Source organism: Dendronalium phyllosphericum CENA369, from assembly GCF_016056275.1.
Lineage (GTDB): Bacteria > Cyanobacteriota > Cyanobacteriia > Cyanobacteriales > Nostocaceae > Dendronalium > Dendronalium phyllosphericum.
This window is the reverse complement of the sequence record NZ_JAECZA010000090.1, coordinates 17049-19550: the sequence shown is the minus strand read 5'-3', so window position 1 is coordinate 19550 and position 2502 is coordinate 17049. Positions and strand designations below refer to the sequence as shown.

At 42.5% G+C, this 2502-nt stretch carries 3 protein-coding genes and 1 pseudogene; 2 read left to right on the top strand and 2 right to left on the bottom strand.

Annotation, left to right across the window (positions count from 1 at the left end):
- Positions 1–88: 88 nt before the first annotated feature.
- Together I8752_RS38620 and bioB are read left to right on the top strand one after the other, a co-directional pair.
- Positions 89–346, top strand: a pseudogene (locus I8752_RS38620) (transposase); the annotation flags it as partial.
- Positions 347–661: 315 nt separating this feature from the next.
- On the top strand, positions 662–1675 hold the full coding sequence (bioB, locus tag I8752_RS18220) for a biotin synthase BioB (protein WP_214433722.1): 1014 nt from the start codon (positions 662–664) through the stop codon (positions 1673–1675).
- 93 nt (positions 1676–1768) lie between these two features.
- Here the strand turns inward: bioB and petL are convergent, their stop codons facing one another.
- Together petL and I8752_RS18210 are read right to left on the bottom strand one after the other, a co-directional pair.
- Positions 1769–1864, bottom strand: a complete 96-nt coding sequence (gene petL, locus I8752_RS18215) for a cytochrome b6-f complex subunit PetL (RefSeq protein WP_214433720.1) — start codon at positions 1862–1864, stop codon at positions 1769–1771.
- Positions 1865–2010: 146 nt separating this feature from the next.
- Entirely contained in the window at positions 2011–2361 is a 351-nt protein-coding gene (locus I8752_RS18210; RefSeq protein WP_214433719.1) for a hypothetical protein, read from the bottom strand.
- Between the last annotated feature and the right edge of the window lie 141 nt (positions 2362–2502).

The following is a 2502-nucleotide window of genomic DNA, read 5'->3' as shown; positions in this document are numbered from 1 at the left end:
TTGAAACCCCGCCCCGAAGGGGGCGGCTTAGTTTCCCTACTCCCCAATCCCTACTCCCTACTCCCTTTTATAGGTTGACCAAGCACCTGCTCATACCAGTTCAGCAATTTGTTGGCCGGAAAATATTATTCCTCTGTTTCAACCACCATCAGCCCCTGAACTCAATCCCATCGAAAGACTTTGGCAATTTCTCAAAAAACCTCTGAAAAATCAAATTTTCTCTTCTTTACAGGCTTTACGCGATCGCATCCAAGAAATCTTTGACCAACTTACATTTGAGCAGGTAATTTCTATCTCTTCTTATCACTTTATCCTCGAAGCTCTATTCTATGCAGCTTCATATTAAATTGGTATAAGAAAGTACTGAGTTAGGAGTTAAATTGTGATGGAAGTATGACCATTACAAAAGAGTATATTGAGAGCGATCGCTCTCACCATGGTTATCGTCTCAGATATAGCTAGATGAGTATTTTTACAGTAAATCTGCCATACAATCAAAATCTTGATAAGCTGATTTCTAACTACAGCGCTAGGATTTAGAATCAATCAGTAGTAAAACGCTATATGCAGCACAACTTCTACTAGATTGCTCGCTCCAAACGCTGTATTTTCGCAAGTACAACAAGAAGATAGCTCTTGATAAATCTAGTTTACAAGAAGGATAGTAACGGTGGGAATACGCTACGATTGGCAACAAGCAGAGATCCGGGCGATATACGATACGCCATTGCTAGAGCTTATTTATCAAGCTGCTAGTATTCATCGCCAGTATCACGACTCAACCAAAATACAAGTCTGTAAACTAATTTCTATTAAAACAGGAGGATGTCCAGAAGATTGTAGCTACTGTGCCCAATCTTCCCGTTATCAAACAGAGGTAAAACCCCAAGCACTGCTAGAAAAGGAAACAGTAGTCAGCATTGCCCAAACAGCTAAACAGCAAGGTGTCAGTCGCGTCTGTATGGGTGCTGCTTGGCGTGAGGTACGAGATAATTCCCAATTCGAGACAGTCTTAGAAATGGTCAAAGAAGTGACCGACATGGGTTTAGAAGTATGCTGCACTCTGGGGATGCTAACAACAGACCAAGCAAAGCGATTAGAAGAAGCTGGACTGTACGCTTATAACCATAACTTGGATACTTCCCAAGAATATTACAGCACGATTATTACCACTAGGACTTATGGCGATCGCCTGCACACAATTGATAATGTTCGGCAGACAAATGTCACTGTCTGTTCTGGCGGTATCCTGGGTTTGGGTGAAACCGTTGCTGACCGCGTAGGAATGTTATACACCTTAGCCAATCTACATCCACATCCAGAATCCGTCCCAATCAACATTCTCTCGCAAGTAGCGGGTACACCTCTGGAAAATCAACCCAATGTCCCCATTTGGGATGTAGTGCGGATGATTGCCACAGCCCGGATTTTAATGCCTGCTGCCGATGTGCGCCTCAGTGCGGGTAGGGCTAGACTTTCGCAAGTCGAACAAGCTTTGTGCTTCATGGCGGGAGCAAATTCTATCTTTTCTAGCGACGACAAGAAAATGTTAACTGTCACCACTCCTTGTCCAGATTACGATGCTGACCGGGAAATGCTGAATTTGCTCGGCTTAGAAATGCGTCCTCCTACCCAAAGACCTCAAAAAGTAGCAAGTCACGCTGTTGTGGGATAGCCAAAATGAGGGGATGAGGGGGATGAGGGGATAAGGGAGATGAGGGAGTAATTTCTTCCTCAGTGTTCCTTGTCTTCCTTACCCCTCTATCCTCTAAAGAATCTTGGCAGCCCGCAGACCAAACAACAGACCTGAGGCGATGCCAGTGAACAAGGCTAAGAAGGCGATATAAGCTATGACTGCAAACATTTATGTTTCTCCACAATACTTTACTAAATCTATTGAATCATTAGTTTTTAGCGATCGGACATTAAATTAACTGCCAATAGTCAAAACTAGTAGGCTGGAAGGAGCAGATGGATGTTTTTTGCAGACAAGCGATCGCTCGTAAAATTTTAATAAACTAAGGGTGTCATGTTACGCATTTGACGCAAAGAATTAATACAAGCGGGACAATCACAATTAAATAGAGCAACTGCCATTTCGCTTTCTTCGACGTTGAACTCTAGCATAGGAGTATCTTCTCTAGAAAACTCTACCTCAGTCTGAGTTTGAGGAATTTGAGCCAATACCGAAGCTCTCGCACACACGAAACCAACTTTATGGTAATTACGTATACAGGATAACCGATCTGTGCTTTTTATTTCTGGTTCTGTTGCTTGTGCTTGATTAAATATTGCTCCCATAGAAAGGATGGAGCTAATCAGCACAGGCGTAGAAAGCAAGCTCAGTATAATTTTGTTCATCGGGTTCCTTATAAAACAATTCTGACTGCTCAGATTATCCGATTAAATCTTAGAGTTCGGGTAAATGTCCATCAGGAATACAAGAAATCAGTATCTTCAGGTAAGTTCCCCATACTTCTCAAAAACCGAAGAGTAGCAAGT

Excerpts from the sequence above, each read along its gene's own strand:
- petL (WP_214433720.1), bottom strand. The coding sequence starts at position 1,864 with ATGTTTGCAGTCATAGCTTATATCGCCTTCTTAGCCTTGTTCACTGGC.
- I8752_RS18210 (WP_214433719.1), bottom strand. The coding sequence starts at position 2,361 with ATGAACAAAATTATACTGAGCTTGCTTTCTACGCCTGTGCTGATTAGC.